Annotated in this window: 16 protein-coding genes; 13 read left to right on the forward strand and 3 right to left on the reverse strand. The window is 71.1% G+C overall.

Annotation, left to right across the window (positions count from 1 at the left end):
• Nucleotides 1-156: 156 nt before the first annotated feature.
• From ACZ6C1_RS08955 to ACZ6C1_RS09015, 13 genes are all read left to right on the forward strand, one after another.
• Entirely contained in the window at nt 157-1,476 is a 1,320-nt protein-coding gene (locus ACZ6C1_RS08955; RefSeq protein WP_469239216.1) for a helix-turn-helix domain-containing protein, read from the forward strand.
• 37 nt (nt 1,477-1,513) lie between these two features.
• Nucleotides 1,514-2,083: a GNAT family N-acetyltransferase gene (locus tag ACZ6C1_RS08960; protein WP_469239218.1), complete on the forward strand. Its 570-nt coding sequence runs from the start codon at nt 1,514-1,516 to the stop codon at nt 2,081-2,083.
• Nucleotides 2,084-2,306: 223 nt separating this feature from the next.
• The gene (locus ACZ6C1_RS08965; RefSeq protein WP_312846103.1) at nt 2,307-2,390 is read left to right on the forward strand and encodes a putative leader peptide; all 84 of its coding nucleotides are present in this window, start codon (nt 2,307-2,309) and stop codon (nt 2,388-2,390) included.
• 125 nt (nt 2,391-2,515) lie between these two features.
• A complete protein-coding gene (locus tag ACZ6C1_RS08970) occupies nt 2,516-4,213 on the forward strand; it encodes a nitrite/sulfite reductase (RefSeq protein ID WP_469239220.1) in 1,698 nt (565 codons plus the stop codon).
• 28 nt (nt 4,214-4,241) lie between these two features.
• Nucleotides 4,242-4,421 (forward strand): hypothetical protein, encoded by a 180-nt coding sequence (locus ACZ6C1_RS08975; protein WP_469239222.1) that lies wholly within the window; start codon nt 4,242-4,244, stop codon nt 4,419-4,421.
• Complete coding sequence (locus ACZ6C1_RS08980) at nt 4,418-5,119, forward strand: phosphoadenylyl-sulfate reductase (RefSeq protein ID WP_469239224.1); 702 nt, start codon at nt 4,418-4,420, stop codon at nt 5,117-5,119. The genes ACZ6C1_RS08975 and ACZ6C1_RS08980 overlap by 4 nt, the downstream gene beginning before the upstream one ends.
• A complete protein-coding gene (gene cysC, locus ACZ6C1_RS08985; RefSeq protein ID WP_469239226.1) occupies nt 5,119-5,676 on the forward strand; it encodes an adenylyl-sulfate kinase in 558 nt (185 codons plus the stop codon). Before ACZ6C1_RS08980 ends, cysC begins: the two co-directional genes overlap by 1 nt.
• Nucleotides 5,673-6,608 (forward strand): sulfate adenylyltransferase subunit CysD, encoded by a 936-nt coding sequence (gene cysD / locus ACZ6C1_RS08990; protein ID WP_469239228.1) that lies wholly within the window; start codon nt 5,673-5,675, stop codon nt 6,606-6,608. Before cysC ends, cysD begins: the two co-directional genes overlap by 4 nt.
• Before the next feature lie 2 nt (nt 6,609-6,610).
• Nucleotides 6,611-7,951, forward strand: a complete 1,341-nt coding sequence (locus tag ACZ6C1_RS08995) for a sulfate adenylyltransferase subunit 1 (RefSeq protein ID WP_469239230.1) — start codon at nt 6,611-6,613, stop codon at nt 7,949-7,951.
• A 199-nt stretch (nt 7,952-8,150) separates the two neighbouring features.
• Nucleotides 8,151-9,257, forward strand: a complete 1,107-nt coding sequence (locus ACZ6C1_RS09000; RefSeq protein ID WP_469239232.1) for an aliphatic sulfonate ABC transporter substrate-binding protein — start codon at nt 8,151-8,153, stop codon at nt 9,255-9,257.
• Between the two features lie 42 nt (nt 9,258-9,299).
• Complete coding sequence (locus ACZ6C1_RS09005; protein WP_469239233.1) at nt 9,300-10,088, forward strand: ABC transporter ATP-binding protein; 789 nt, start codon at nt 9,300-9,302, stop codon at nt 10,086-10,088.
• On the forward strand, nt 10,075-10,971 hold the full coding sequence (locus ACZ6C1_RS09010) for an ABC transporter permease (RefSeq protein WP_469239234.1): 897 nt from the start codon (nt 10,075-10,077) through the stop codon (nt 10,969-10,971). Before ACZ6C1_RS09005 ends, ACZ6C1_RS09010 begins: the two co-directional genes overlap by 14 nt.
• Nucleotides 10,972-10,981: 10 nt before the next feature.
• Nucleotides 10,982-11,767, forward strand: a complete 786-nt coding sequence (locus tag ACZ6C1_RS09015) for a sirohydrochlorin chelatase (RefSeq protein ID WP_469239235.1) — start codon at nt 10,982-10,984, stop codon at nt 11,765-11,767.
• On the opposite strand, the gene ACZ6C1_RS09020 is transcribed toward ACZ6C1_RS09015, so the two are convergent.
• The 3 genes from ACZ6C1_RS09020 to ACZ6C1_RS09030 all read right to left on the reverse strand — a co-directional run bounded on the left by ACZ6C1_RS09020 (nt 11,764) and on the right by ACZ6C1_RS09030 (nt 13,979).
• Nucleotides 11,764-12,162: a nuclear transport factor 2 family protein gene (locus ACZ6C1_RS09020; protein WP_469239237.1), complete on the reverse strand. Its 399-nt coding sequence runs from the start codon at nt 12,160-12,162 to the stop codon at nt 11,764-11,766. The two genes, ACZ6C1_RS09015 and ACZ6C1_RS09020, sit on opposite strands and share 4 nt — an antisense overlap.
• On the reverse strand, nt 12,155-12,706 hold the full coding sequence (locus ACZ6C1_RS09025; protein ID WP_469239239.1) for a DUF1697 domain-containing protein: 552 nt from the start codon (nt 12,704-12,706) through the stop codon (nt 12,155-12,157). The genes ACZ6C1_RS09020 and ACZ6C1_RS09025 overlap by 8 nt, the downstream gene beginning before the upstream one ends.
• Before the next feature lie 73 nt (nt 12,707-12,779).
• On the reverse strand, nt 12,780-13,979 hold the full coding sequence (locus ACZ6C1_RS09030; RefSeq protein WP_469239241.1) for a S8 family peptidase: 1,200 nt from the start codon (nt 13,977-13,979) through the stop codon (nt 12,780-12,782).
• Nucleotides 13,980-14,093 lie beyond the last annotated feature (114 nt).

A 14,093-nucleotide genomic window follows, 5' to 3' on the forward strand; every position in this document is an offset into this window, starting at 1 on the left:
CCGTCGCCGTACCACTTTCGTACGGGGGCACGGCCGTTCGCGAGAGTTGCAAAGGGTTGCAGCGTTGTGGGTGATATCGGAGCGCGTCGCCGCCGGGCAGGGGAGGATGGGGTGACACGTACCAGCCACCAGGTGGGGCGGCAGCGGGGAGGACCGGTGCGTCAGGCCACAGTCGACATGACACGGCTCGCCGCGATGGACACGCGCGAGGCGGCGTTGCTGCTCAAGGGGGTGCGGGAGGCGACGCTGAAGGGCGGCCGGTCCCCGCTGGCGCCGCGCGCCGACATAGGCGAGTCGTGGCAGCGGATGCTGAGCAAGGGGATGGATCCGGACAAGGACCACCGCTCGGGGCTGCTGCCGCCGGGGGAACTGGAGCGCCGGCGCGCCGCCTCGCCCCTGGCGGAGCTGCTGCCGGTGCTGCGGGAGGGGCTGGTGTCCTGCTCGGCGGTGTCCGACGCGGTGCAGCACATCATGGTGGTGGCGGACGCCGACGGCCGGGTGCTGTGGCGCGAGGGCAGTGCGAGCGTCCTGCGGAAGGCGGACGGGCACGGGTTCGCGCCGGGTGCCGACTGGGCGGAGACGACCGTCGGTACGAACGGGGTGGGCACCGCGCTGGTGACCCGCCGCCCGGTGCAGGTGCACTCGGCGGAGCATTTCGTCTCGACGCACCACTCGTGGACGTGCGCGGGCGCTCCGATCACCGACCCGAGGGACGGGAAGCTGCTGGGCGCGGTGGACGTGAGCGGTCCGCTGGCGACGATGCACCCGGCGACGCTGATGCTGGTCAGTTCGGTCGCGCGGCTGGCGGAGGCGGAGCTGCGCAACCGGCACTTCGCCGATCTCGCGCGGCTGCGTGCCGTGGCCGCGCCGATCCTGTGCCGGGTCGGCGGCAGGGCGCTGGCGGTGGACGCGCACGGCTGGCTGGCCGGTGTGACGGGCATGCCGCCGGTGGACCGGGTGTCGCTGCCGGCGTCGTTCCGCCCGGGCCGGGTGTGGCTTCCGTCGCTGGGCATGTGCGCGGTGGAGCCGCTGCCGGGTGGGTGGCTGGTGCGGCTGGTGGACGAGGAGGCGCGGGCGATGGCCGTGTCGAGCAGGCTGGTGCTGGACGTGAGCCGGCCGCGCCGCTGGTCGCTGGTGGTGTCGGGGCCGGCGGGGAGCTGGGCACAGGAGCTGAGCCCGCGCCACACCGAGCTGCTGTACGTACTGGCGCTGCACCGGGGCGGCCGCACGGCTGCGGAGCTGGCGTACGACGTGTTCGGCGACCGCACGCGTACGGTGACGGTCCGGGCCGAGATGTCCCGGATCCGCCGCACCCTGGCGTGTGTGCTGGAGCACCGCCCGTACCGCTTCCGCGAGGAGGTCGAGGTGGAGGTGGTCCACCCGGAGGACCCGGCCGACCTGCTGCCCCACTCCACGGGCCCGGCGGTACGCGCCGCCCGGGGCGGCGTGGGAGGCGCGGGCACGGCAGGGGCCTGATCGCCCGGCCGGGCGGGCGCGTGGTTCGCTTGGGTGCATGAGCATCTCCGTGACCACCTGGTCCCTCGAGCAGACCTCCCCCGACGACCTGCGGCCCGCCGCGGAGCCCGCCGGGGACATCCGGATCGTGCGGGCCGAGGTGCCCTCGCCCGAGTTCAGCCGGTTCCTCTATACGGCGGTCGGCGGCGACCTGAGCTGGACGGACCGGCTGGGGCTGACGTACGCGCAGTGGCGGGAGATCGTCGAACGGCCCGGGGCGGAGATCTGGGTGGCCTACGAGAAGGGGACGCCGGCCGGGTACGTGGAGCTGGACCCGCAGGACGACGGGGTCGTGGAGATCGTGTACTTCGGGCTGATACCGGCGTTCCGTGGGCGGCGGATCGGCGGGCATCTGCTGTCGTACGGTGTGGCGCGCGCCTGGGACCTGGCCGACCGCTGGCCGGGGCGGCCCGTGACGAAGCGGGTGTGGCTGCACACCTGCTCCCTGGACGGGGAGCACGCGATGGACAATTATCTGCGCCGTGGCTTCACGCTCTTCGACACCAAGGTGACCGAGGAGCCGGAGACGGCCACCCCGGGGCCGTGGCCGGGAGCGGCCGCCCACTGAGCAGGGGTCGCGGCCACGGTGTCGGCACGACGGCCCGCGGCCGGTCGGCACCCGGGGCCCATCACGACCCGCGGCCGGTTGGCACCGTGGTCCGCCGCCGGTCGGCACCGGGGCCATCACGGCCCGCGTGACCCACGCCACACATGCCCACGATGCGAGACACCTATGTCCATATCGCGGACGAACCTGGACTGGGTCCAAAGTCCCATGGCACGCTTCCGTCATGTCTCGAGCTGGAATTGCCTTGGTGAGTCGGCGGCACGTCGACCTCGGCCGCATGTCCAGCGCCATCTGTCCGGTGAGCTGATCAGACCAGCACCACCGCGATCCCCGAACTTCTGAACCCCCAGCGCACCGCCGCGCCACCTCCTGCTCAGCGCGCGAGTGTGCAGGTCAGAGCCGCCCTCCTGCAGTCCCGAAGGACGTATCGTCATGGCCGCCACCCCTGAAAAGCCCTCCTCCGCCACCGCCCGTCGCAAGACCGGGCGTCACCGTGGCGAAGGCCAGTGGGCCGTGGGCCACTTCACGCCCCTCAACGGCAACGAGCAGTTCAAGAAGGACGACGACGGTCTCAATGTGCGGACACGCATTGAGACGATCTACTCCAAGGCCGGCTTCGACTCCATCGACCCCAACGACCTGCGGGGCCGGATGCGCTGGTGGGGCCTCTACACCCAGCGCAAGCCGGGGATCGACGGCGGCAAGACCGCGATCCTGGAGCCGGAGGAGCTGGACGACGAGTACTTCATGCTGCGCGTCCGCATCGACGGCGGCCGGCTGACCACCGAGCAGCTCCGGGTCATCGGGGAGATCTCCCAGGAGTTCGCGCGCGGGACCGCCGACATCACGGACCGGCAGAACGTGCAGTACCACTGGATCCGGATCGAGGACGTGCCCGAGATCTGGAACCGTCTCGAAGCCGTGGGCCTGTCCACGACCGAGGCGTGCGGTGACACCCCGCGTGTCATCCTCGGTTCCCCGGTGGCCGGGATCGCCGAGGACGAGATCATCGACGGCACCCCCGCCATCGACGAGATCCAGCGGCGGATCATCGGCAACAAGGACTTCTCCAACCTGCCCCGCAAGTTCAAGTCGGCGATCTCCGGTTCCCCGCTGCTGGACGTGGCGCACGAGATCAACGACATCGCCTTCGTCGGTGTGAACCACCCCGAGCACGGCCCCGGCTTCGACCTCTGGGTCGGCGGCGGCCTGTCCACCAACCCGAAGATCGGTGTGCGGCTCGGCGCGTGGGTCCCGCTGGACGAGGTCCCGGACGTCTACGAGGGCGTCATCTCGATCTTCCGCGACTACGGCTACCGCCGGCTGCGCAACCGCGCCCGTCTGAAGTTCCTGGTCGCCGACTGGGGCCCGGAGAAGTTCCGCAAGGTGCTGGAGGAGGAGTACCTCAAGCGCGAACTGGTCGACGGCCCGGCGCCCGAGCAGCCCGTACAGCAGTGGCGTGACCACGTGGGCGTGCACCGGCAGAAGGACGGCCGCTACTACGTCGGCTTCGCGCCGCGCGTCGGCCGCGTCGACGGCGCCACCCTGACCAAGATCGCCGAGGTGGCGCAGGCGCACGGTTCCGGCCGGCTGCGGACCACCGCCGAGCAGAAGATGCTCGTCCTCGACGTCGAAGAGGCGCAGGTCGAGTCGCTGGTCGCGGGGCTGGAGGCGCTGGACCTCCAGGTCAAGCCGTCGCCGTTCCGGCGCGGCACGATGGCCTGCACCGGCATTGAGTTCTGCAAGCTGGCGATCGTCGAGACCAAGGCGCGTGGCGCGTCGCTGATCGACGAGCTGGAGCGCCGCATCCCGGACTTCGACGAGCCGATCACCATCAACATCAACGGCTGCCCCAACGCCTGTGCGCGTATCCAGGTGGCGGACATCGGTCTCAAGGGTCAGCTGGTCCTCGACGACGAGGGCAACCAGGTGGAGGGCTACCAGGTCCACCTGGGCGGCGCGCTCGGCCTGGAGGCCGGTTTCGGCCGCAAGGTGCGGGGCCTGAAGGTCACCTCCGCCGAGCTGCCCGACTACATCGAGCGGGTCCTCGGTCGCTTCCAGGCGGAGCGCGAGGACGGCGAGCGCTTCGCCACCTGGGCGGCGCGCGCGTCGGAGGAGGCGCTGTCGTGAGCGCGGCGGACGAAGCGAGGGGCACGGCATGAGCGAGCGTGCGGCGCCGTTCTTCTGCCCGTACTGCGGCGACGAGGACCTGCGTCCCAGCGAGCAGGGTCACGGCGCCTGGGAATGCGCGGCGTGCAACCGAGCCTTCCAGTTGAAGTTCCTCGGGCTGCTGGCCCGGGGGCTTCGGCGCAACGACGGTGGAGGGGAAACGACATGACGGCGGTTCAGAGCAAGGAACAGGTCAAGGCGCTCGCCGAGCAGGCGGGCCGGGACCTCGAGGAGGCCTCGCCCCTGGAGATCCTGAAGTGGGCGGCCGACACCTTCGGCCCGCGCTTCTGCGTCACCTCCTCCATGGAGGACGCGGTCGTCGCCCACCTCGCCTCCCGGGTCATGCCGGGCGTGGACGTCGTCTTCCTCGACACCGGCTACCACTTCCCCGAGACGATCGGGACCCGTGACGCGGTCGACGCGGTGATGGACGTCAACGTCATCACGCTGACCCCGCGGCAGACGGTCGCCGAGCAGGACGCCGAGTACGGCCCGAAGCTGCACGACCGCAACCCGGACCTGTGCTGCGCGCTGCGCAAGGTCAAGCCCCTCGAGGAGGGCCTGACCGGGTACGACGCGTGGGCGACCGGGCTGCGCCGCGACGAGTCCCCGACCCGGGCGAACACCCCGGTCGTGGGCTGGGACGAGAAGCGGCAGAAGGTCAAGATCTCGCCGATCGCCCGCTGGACGCAGGACGACGTCGACGCGTACCTCGCCGAGCACGGCGTCCTGACCAACCCGCTGCTGATGGACGGCTACGCCTCCGTCGGCTGCGCGCCCTGCACGCGCCGCGTGCTGGAGGGCGAGGACGCACGGGCCGGCCGCTGGGCGGGCCGGGCGAAGACCGAGTGCGGGCTGCACGGCTGATGACGACTGTGGGAGAAGAGAACGTGACTGGGGCCACCATCTGGCTCACCGGGCTGCCGAGCGCCGGCAAGACCACGATCGCCTACGAACTGGCGGGCCGGCTGCGTGCCGAGGGCCGCCGGGTCGAGGTCCTCGACGGCGACGAGATCCGCGAGTTCCTCTCGGCGGGCCTCGGTTTCACCCGTGAGGACCGGCACACCAACGTGCAGCGGATCGGCTTCGTCGCCGAGCTGCTGGCGTCGAACGGCGTGCACGTCCTGGTGCCGGTCATCGCCCCGTACGCGGACAGCCGCGAGGCCGTGCGCAAGCGCCACCAGCAGGAAGGCACTCCGTACGTCGAGGTGCACGTCGCCACTCCGGTGGAGGTGTGCTCCGTACGGGATGTGAAGGGGCTGTACGCCAAGCAGGCCGCGGGCGAGATCAGCGGGCTGACCGGCGTCGACGACCCGTACGAGGAACCGGAGACTCCGGACCTGCGGATCGAGTCCCAGGACCAGACCGTGCAGGAGTCCGCCGCGGCGGTCCACGCCCTGCTGACCGAGAGGGGACTGCTGTGACCACGACCGTCACCGACATCCACGACACCGACAGCCCGTTCGCGCTGTCGCACCTGGACTCCCTCGAGTCCGAGGCGGTGCACATCTTCCGCGAGGTGGCGGGTGAGTTCGAGCGGCCGGTGATCCTGTTCTCCGGCGGCAAGGACTCGATCGTGATGCTGCACCTGGCGTTGAAGGCGTTCGCGCCCGCCGCGATCCCGTTCACGCTGCTGCACGTCGACACCGGGCACAACTTCCCCGAGGTCATCGAGTACCGCGACCGTACGGTCGAGAAGCACGGGCTGCGGCTGCACGTCGCCTCCGTACAGGACTACATCGACCGCGGTGTCCTCAAGGAGCGCCCCGACGGCACCCGCAACCCGTTGCAGACCGTGCCGCTGACCGAGGCCATCCAGCAGCACCGCTTCGACGCCGTGTTCGGCGGCGGGCGTCGCGACGAGGAGAAGGCTCGGGCGAAGGAGCGGGTGTTCTCGCTGCGGGACGAGTTCTCGCAGTGGGACCCGCGCCGTCAGCGGCCCGAGCTGTGGCAGCTGTACAACGGCCGGCACGCGCCCGGTGAGCACGTGCGGGTGTTCCCGCTGTCGAACTGGACCGAGCTGGACGTGTGGCAGTACATCGAGCGCGAGGGCATCGAGCTGCCGCAGATCTACTTCGCGCACGAGCGTGAGGTGTTCTCCCGCAACGGCATGTGGCTGACGGCCGGCGAGTGGGGCGGCCCGAAGGACACCGAGCCGGTGGAGAAGCGGCTGATCCGCTACCGGACGGTCGGCGACATGTCCTGCACCGGCGCCGTCGACTCCGACGCCACCACGCTCCAGGCCGTGATCGCCGAGATCGCCGCCTCCCGCCTCACCGAGCGGGGCGCCACCCGCGCCGACGACAAGCTGTCCGAGGCCGCGATGGAAGACCGCAAGCGCGAAGGGTACTTCTAGACATGAGCACCACGAGCGAGCAGCTCGCCGACCTGTCGGCCACCACCCTGCTGCGTTTCGCGACCGCCGGGTCCGTCGACGACGGAAAGTCCACCCTGGTGGGCCGGCTGCTGCACGACTCCAAGTCGGTCCTGGCCGACCAGCTCGAGGCCGTCGAGGCGGCGTCCCTGAGCCGTGGCCAGGACGCCCCCGACCTGGCGCTGCTCACCGACGGCCTGCGGGCCGAGCGGGAGCAGGGCATCACCATCGACGTCGCCTACCGCTACTTCGCCACGCCGCGCCGCCGGTTCATCCTCGCCGACACGCCCGGCCATGTGCAGTACACCCGCAACATGGTCACCGGCGCCTCCACCGCCGAGCTGGCCGTGGTGCTGGTCGACGCCCGCAACGGCGTGGTCGAGCAGACCCGCCGGCACGCCGCGGTGGCCGCGCTGCTGCGCGTGCCGCACGTGGTGCTGGCCGTCAACAAGATGGACCTCGTCGACTACGCGGAGCCGGTCTTCGCGGCGATCGCCGAGGAGTTCACCACGTACGCCTCGGAGCTGGGCGTCCCGGAGATCACCGCGATCCCCATCTCGGCGCTGGCCGGCGACAACGTGGTGGAGCCGTCCGCCAACATGGACTGGTACGGCGGCCCGACGGTCCTGGAGCACCTGGAGACCGTCCCGGTCAGCCACGACCTGACCGCCTGCCACGCCCGGTTCCCGGTGCAGTACGTGATCCGCCCGCAGACCGCCGAGCACCCGGACTACCGGGGGTACGCGGGTCAGATCGCGGCCGGTGCCTTCCGCGTCGGCGAGACGGTCACCGTGCTGCCGTCCGGGCGCACCAGCACCATCACGGCGATCGACGCGCTCGGCGAGAGCGTGGACATCGCCTGGGCGCCGCAGTCGGTGACGATCCGGCTGGCCGACGACATCGACATCTCGCGCGGCGACCTGATCGCCCCGGCCGGTGACGCCCCGGCGACCACCCAGGACGTCGTGGCGACGGTGTGCCACGTGGCGGACCAGCCGCTGGCGGTGGGCCAGCGGGTGCTGCTGAAGCACACCACCCGCACGGTCAAGGCGATCGTCAAGGACATCCCGTCCCGGCTGACGCTGGACGACCTGTCCCAGCACCCGGCGCCCGGGCAGCTGGTGGCCAACGACATCGGCCGTGTGGTGGTGCGCACCGCCGAGCCGCTGGCGCTCGACACGTACGCCGATTCGCGCCGCACCGGTTCGTTCCTGCTGATCGACCCGGCCGACGGCACCACACTGGCGGCCGGTATGGCGGGCGAGTCGTTCGCCTCCGCCAAGGCCCTCCCGACCGAGCAGGACGACGAGGGCTGGGACTTCTGATGATGACCGACGTCTACGCGACCTTCGCGAAGGAGGGCGGCCGGGTCGGCAGCGGCGCCCTCGGCGCGGGGACCGGGGGTGTGGCGCGATGTGCCGGCTGACGGCCGCGCACATGCCGTGCGCCCTTCCCGAGCCGTACCCGCGCCACGCGCATCACCGACGAAGATTCCGAAAACCCTGACCGAGGGGAAACACCTCCGTGCCTGCCTCCCGTACCACCGTGCGCCGTTCCCTTGCCGCCGCCGCGGCCCTGCCGCTGCTGATCGGCGCGCTCGCCTCCTGCGGCTACGGCTCCAAGGCCCCCAAGGACGAGAAGAAGGTGGCGGCCGAGGGCGAGAAGCTCTCCGCCGACCAGGTGAGGCTCGGGTACTTCCCCAACCTCACCCACGCCACCGCCCTGGTGGGCGACCAGGAAGGCATCATCCAGAAGGAGCTGGGCGGCACCGAGCTGAAGGTGTCGACCTTCAACGCCGGCCCCTCCGAGATCGAGGCGCTCAACGCCGAGTCGATCGACATCGGCTTCATCGGCCCCTCCCCCGCGATCAACGGCTACGTCAAGTCCAAGGGCAAGAACCTGCGGATCATCGGCGGCTCCGCGTCCGGCGGCGTGAAGCTGGTCGTGAACCCCGACAAGATCAAGACCCTGGACGACCTCAAGGGCAAGAAGATCGCCACCCCGCAGCACGGCAACACGCAGGACGTCGCGTTCCTCAACTGGATCAAGGAGCGGGGCTGGAAGGTCGACGCCGAGAGCGGCAAGGGCGACGTCTCCGTGGTCCGCACCGAGAACAAGATCGCCCCGGACGCCTACAAGTCCGGTTCGATCGACGGCGCGTGGGTTCCGGAGCCGACGGCGTCCAAGCTGGTCACCGAGGGCGCCAAGGTACTCCTCGACGAGTCGTCCCTGTGGCCGGACAAGAAGTTCGTGATCACGAACATCATCGTGTCGCAGAAGTTCCTCGCGGAGCACCCGGACGTCGTGGAGGCGGTGCTGCGCGGTTCGGTGAAGACCAACGCGTGGATCAACGCCAACCCGGACAAGGCGAAGGACTCCGCCAACGCCAAGCTCAAGGCGCTCACCGGCAAGGCGCTGGGTGACAAGGTCATCGACCCGGCGTGGCCGTCGATCCGGTTCACCGACGACCCGCTGGCCGCGACGCTGCAGGCACAGGCCGACCACGCGGTGGCCGCCGGCCTTCTGGAGAAGCCGGACCTGAAGGGCATCTACGACCTGAAGCCGCTCAACAAGGTCCTCAAGGCCGAGGGCAGGCCCGAGGTCGCCGACGCCGGTCTCGGCGTCAAGTAACCCGCGCAGCAGCCCCGTTCCCGTACCCAGGAGGTGACGACCATGGCCACGACCTTCGCCAAGGCCGAGGACCGCGTCGCGGTGAGCCACGCGGCCCGGATCGAGCACGTCTCGAAGTCCTTCGCCGGACCGACCGGACAGCAGCTCGTGCTCGACGACATCTCGCTCGATGTCGCCCCGGGCGAGTTCGTCACCCTCCTGGGGGCGTCGGGGTGTGGCAAGTCCACGCTGCTGAACCTCGTGGCGGGACTCGACCGGCCGACCGCGGGGTCCATCGAGACCCCCGGCGGCCGGCCGGCGCTGATGTTCCAGGAGCACGCGCTGTTCCCGTGGCTGACGGCCGGGAAGAACATCGAGCTGGCGCTGCGGCTGCGCGGCGTGCCGAAGAACGAGCGGCGCGGCGAGGCTGAGCGGCTGCTGGAGCTGGTCCGGCTCAGCGGCGCGTACGGCAAGCGGGTGCACGAGCTGTCCGGTGGTATGCGCCAGCGCGTGGCCCTGGCGCGGGCGCTGGCCCAGGACAGTGACCTGCTGCTGATGGACGAGCCGTTCGCGGCGCTCGACGCGATCACCCGTGACGTGCTGCACGACGAGCTGACGCGCATCTGGCGCGAGACGAAGCTGTCGGTGCTGTTCGTCACGCACAACGTGCGCGAGGCGGTGCGGCTGGCCGAGCGCGTGGTGCTGCTGTCCTCCCGGCCGGGGCGGATCGCCCGCCAGTGGGACATCGACATCCCTCAGCCGCGCCGTATCGAGGACGCCGCGGTGGCGGAGCTGTCCGTCGAGATCACCGAAGAACTGCGTGGGGAGATCCGCCGTCATGGCCAGCACTGATACGACGACCGAGGCCGTCGCCAAGACGGACGACCTGGCCGGACTCGAGGCGGGGCTGGACGCGCTGGACGCGGTGCAGGTGCGCCGGACGTCCGTGCGGGAGGTGCTGGTCCGCAAGGTCCTGCCGCCGCTGGTCGCCGTCGCGCTGGTGCTGGTGGTGTGGCAGGTCCTGGTCTGGGCGAAGGTCACCGACGAGTACAAGCTCCCGCCGCCGGCCGCCGTGTGGGACAGCCTGTCCACCATGTGGCTGGAGGGCACGCTGCTGGACGTGCTGTGGACCAGTGTGTCCCGGGCGCTGCTCGGCTTCGTGATGGCGCTGGCCATCGGTACGCCGCTGGGCCTGCTGGTGGCCAGGGTGCGGTTCGTCCGGGCGGCGATCGGCCCGATCCTTTCGGGTCTGCAGTCGCTGCCGTCGGTGGCCTGGGTGGCGCCGGCGGTGCTGTGGCTGGGCCTCAACGACTCGATGATGTACGCGGTGATCCTGCTGGGCGCCGTGCCGTCGATCGCCAACGGCCTGGTGTCCGGGGTGGACCAGGTGCCGCCGCTGTTCCTGCGGGCCGGCCGGACGCTCGGCGCGACCGGTCTGCGGGGGGCCTGGCACGTGGTCATGCCCGCCGCGCTGCCGGGGTACCTGGCGGGCCTGAAGCAGGGCTGGGCGTTCTCGTGGCGTTCTCTGATGGCCGCCGAGATCATCGCGTCCTCGCCCGAGCTGGGTCTGGGCCTCGGTCAGCTGCTGGAGAACGGCCGCAACAACATCGACATGCCCGGCATCTTCCTGGCGATCCTGCTCATCCTGATCGTCGGCATCGCCATCGACCTGCTGATCTTCAGCCCGTTGGAGCGGGCGGTGCTGCGCCGCCGCGGTCTCCTCGTCAAGAGCTGAGCGTTCCGCCATGACTCGTCCTGCCCTCCCGTCGCCCACCACCACCCTCGCGAGGAAGAGCTTCGCGCCCGTCCTCGTCGTCATCGCCCACGGCAGCCGCGACCCGCGGCACGCCGCGGCCGTGCACGCCCTGGTGCGGCGTGCTGGCTGCCTGCGCCCCGGCGTACGGGTGGAGACGGCGTTCCTGGACTTCAACGTGCCGTCGGTGGCGGCCGTCCTGGAACGGCTCGCCGCGGAGGGCGTGCGCGATGTGGTGGCCCTGCCGCTGCTGCTGACCCGCGCCTTCCACGCCAAGGCCGACATCCCGGCCGTCCTGCGGCAGGCCCCGCCCTCCCTGCGGATCCGGCAGGCGCCGGTCCTCGGCCCCTCGCCGCTGCTGATCGCGGCGGTGGAGCGGCGGCTGTACGAGGCGGGGCTCACGCCCGCCGACAAGCGCTCGACCGGGGTCGTCCTGGCCTCGGCGGGCTCCACGGACCCGGAGGCGATCGCAGTGATCGCTGAAATGGCGCGGGAGCTGCGGCACACCGGTTGGTGCGCCGTGCGACCTGCGTTCGCCTCCGCATCTCTTCCCCGCACCGAGGACGCGGTGCGGGCCCTCCGGCGGGACGGGGTGCGCCGCGTGGCGGTCGCCCCGTACGTCATCGCGCCGGGACGCCTGCCGGACCGCATCGCGGAGGGCGCCGCCGACGCCGACGTCCTCGCGGACGTACTGGGGCCGTCACCGGAGCTGGCGCGGCTGCTGCTGGCGCGGTACGACGAGGCACGCAGCGAGCGGCAGCGGGTGGCCGCCGCCTAGGGGCCGTCCTGTTCCGGGCGGAACGGGGTGCCCTGGTGGAAGTAGAGCAGCCAGCCCCGCTCGGTGCGGCGCCAGAGCGAGCTGCGGTGTACGCGGCGTCCGCCCGAGTCGGTGTCGAAGGTCAGGTGGACGACGTCCTCGGCCAGCTGCGTGCCGCGCATGTGCGAGGTGGTCTGGGGCCGGGGTGGCATGGCGTCGTCGGACTTGGACGTGACGGCGGCGACCACGGAGGCCCGGTCCCAGCGGCGGCCGGACGCGCCGAACTCGTGGAAGTCGGGGTGCAGCAGTGCCTCGAAGAGCGCGGGCGTGGTGCGGACGGCCGGGTCCAGCAGCCGCAGTTCGCCCTCGATGGCGGCGGCGACCGCCGGGGTGGCCGCGGGGGTGCGCTCAGTCACGGGTGAGCTCCACCAGCTTGACGACGGTGTTCCAGTTGCGGGTGGTGGCGGTGATGCCCTTGAGGAGGGCGGGGCGTGAGAGTGCCTCCGCGAGCTTGGAGCGGCCCAGCCCCTCCGGGGCGTACAGGTACAGGGCACGGTCGCCGAGCCGGAACTCCTCCGGGAGGAACGCCGCCTGGTCGAGGCCGGCGAACCGGTCCGCCGTGACGGTCGTGGAGAGGTACGTGACGTGGAGCTGCTTGGCCTCCAGCTCCGCCGCCGGGAACGGGCACGCGTCGGCGACGGCGCGGAGGTACGGTCCGCTGCGGACCAGGCAGTCGACGCCGAATCCGAAGTGCTTCTCGATCGCCGCCTCGAGCTCGGCGGCCAGGGCGTCCTCGTCGGCGCCGGACGCGCTGGTGAAGGCGGCGTTGCCGCTCTGCAGATGGGTCTGTACGTCGCTGTGCCCGAGTTCGGTCAGCAGCGTGCGGAGCTGCGCCATCGGGACTTTCTTGTGACCGCTGACATTGATTCCGCGCAGCAGGGCGGCGTACCTCGTCGTCATGGTCACACAATAGGACGGCCGCCGTGCCCCGTGGGGGAGGGCACGGCGGCCGCCGGTCGAGGGGCGTGGCCGGTTATTCGACGACCTTCAGCAGCTTGTTCGCCGTGCCCTGGGTGGGGTTGGAGATCTTGTCGGCCGTGGCACCGTCGGTGAGGGCCTTGGCGACCTGCTCCGGCGTGGCGTCCTTGTGGCCCGCCAGGTAGACGGCGGCGGCGCCGACGACGTGGGGGGTGGCCATGGACGTGCCGGATATGGTCTTGGTGCCCTCGTCGCTGTCGTTCCACGCCGAGGTGATGTCCGAGCCGGGCGCGTAGATGTCCACGACCGAGCCGTAGTTGGAGAAGTCGGACTGCTGGTCGTCCTTGGTGGAGGAGGCCACGGTGATGGCCTCCGGGACGCGGGACGGGGAGCCCTGTCCGGCGTCGGAGGATTCGTTGCCGGCGGCGACACCGAAGGTGACGCCGGAGGCGATGGCCTTCTTGACGGCCTCGTCGAGGGCCGGGTCGGCGCCGCCGCCCAGGCTCATGTTGGCGACGGAGGGGCCCTGGTGGTTCTTGGTGACCCAGTCGATGCCCGCGACGACCTGCTCGGTGGTGCCGGAGCCGTTGTCGTCGAGCACGCGGACGGCGACGATCTTCGCCTTCTTGGCGACACCGTGCGCGGCACCGGCGATGGTGCCGGCGACGTGGGTGCCGTGGCCGTTGCCGTCGCTCGCGTCGTTGTCGTTGTCGACGGCGTCGAACCCGGAGACGGCCCGGCCCTCGAAGTCCTTGTGCCCGATGCGTACGCCGGTGTCGATGACGTACGCGGTGACGCCCTCGCCCGCGTTGTCGGGATAGGTGTACTTGCTGTCGCCGGCGGTGTCGGCCTGGTCGACGCGGTCGAGGCCCCAGGACGGCGGGTTGTCCTGGGTGGCGGTGATGCTGAACTTCTTGTTCTGGACGACCTTGGCGACGGCCGGGTCGGCCGCCAGGCGCTTGGCCTCGGTCTCGGAAAGGCCGCTGGCGGAGAAGCCGTTGACGGCCGAGGTGTAGCTGCGCCGGAGCGTGCCGCCGTATTCCTCGGCGAGCTCGGTCTTGTCCGCCTTCTCGTCCAGCAGGACGATGTAGCTGCCGGAGACGGCGCCTTCGGCTCCGAGGCCGTAGACCGTTCCTTCAGCGGGTGCGGGAGCGGGCGCGGTGCCCGCGTGGGCCGTGCCGAAGGCGGTGAGGCCGACGACGACGGCTGTGGCGGCGGCGAGTCGAACTCCTGCTGCGCGCTTGAGAGTTGCCATGAAGAGGGGACTCCTCGTCATCAATTGTGTGGGGGGTTCGCCTCCGGACGGCAATTCTTCCGGGGGCTGTTCGAAACCCTGGTCGATTGATGCGCGCAGATCAAGGCCTTCACA

It is taken from the genome of Streptomyces sp. NPDC041796 (assembly GCF_055590785.1).